Annotated in this window: 1 pseudogene; it reads left to right on the top strand. The window is 72.2% G+C overall.

Annotated elements, in window-relative coordinates:
- Positions 1–234, top strand: a pseudogene (locus AC0IX4_RS23375) (hypothetical protein); the annotation flags it as partial.

Raw genomic sequence — 234 nt, 5'->3', positions numbered from 1 at the left:
GTCGTCTCGAGTCCGTCGTACGTCGTCCGCGACCCGGCCCCGTCGGGTGAGGTCGTCGTCGTCGGACTCGGCCCGGGCGCCGACGCATGGACCACGCCGGCGGTGCGCGAGGAGTTGGCGCACGCCACCGATCTGGTCGGCTACACGACGTCCATCGACCGCGGTCCGACGCGTCCCGGACAGCGTCGGCACGCCTGCGACAACAAGGTGGAGTCCGAGCGTGCCGAGATGGCG

Source organism: Rhodococcus sp. AC861 (assembly GCF_979256035.1).
Note: the sequence above shows the minus strand (reverse complement) of the source record. Positions and strands in the feature narration are given on the sequence as shown.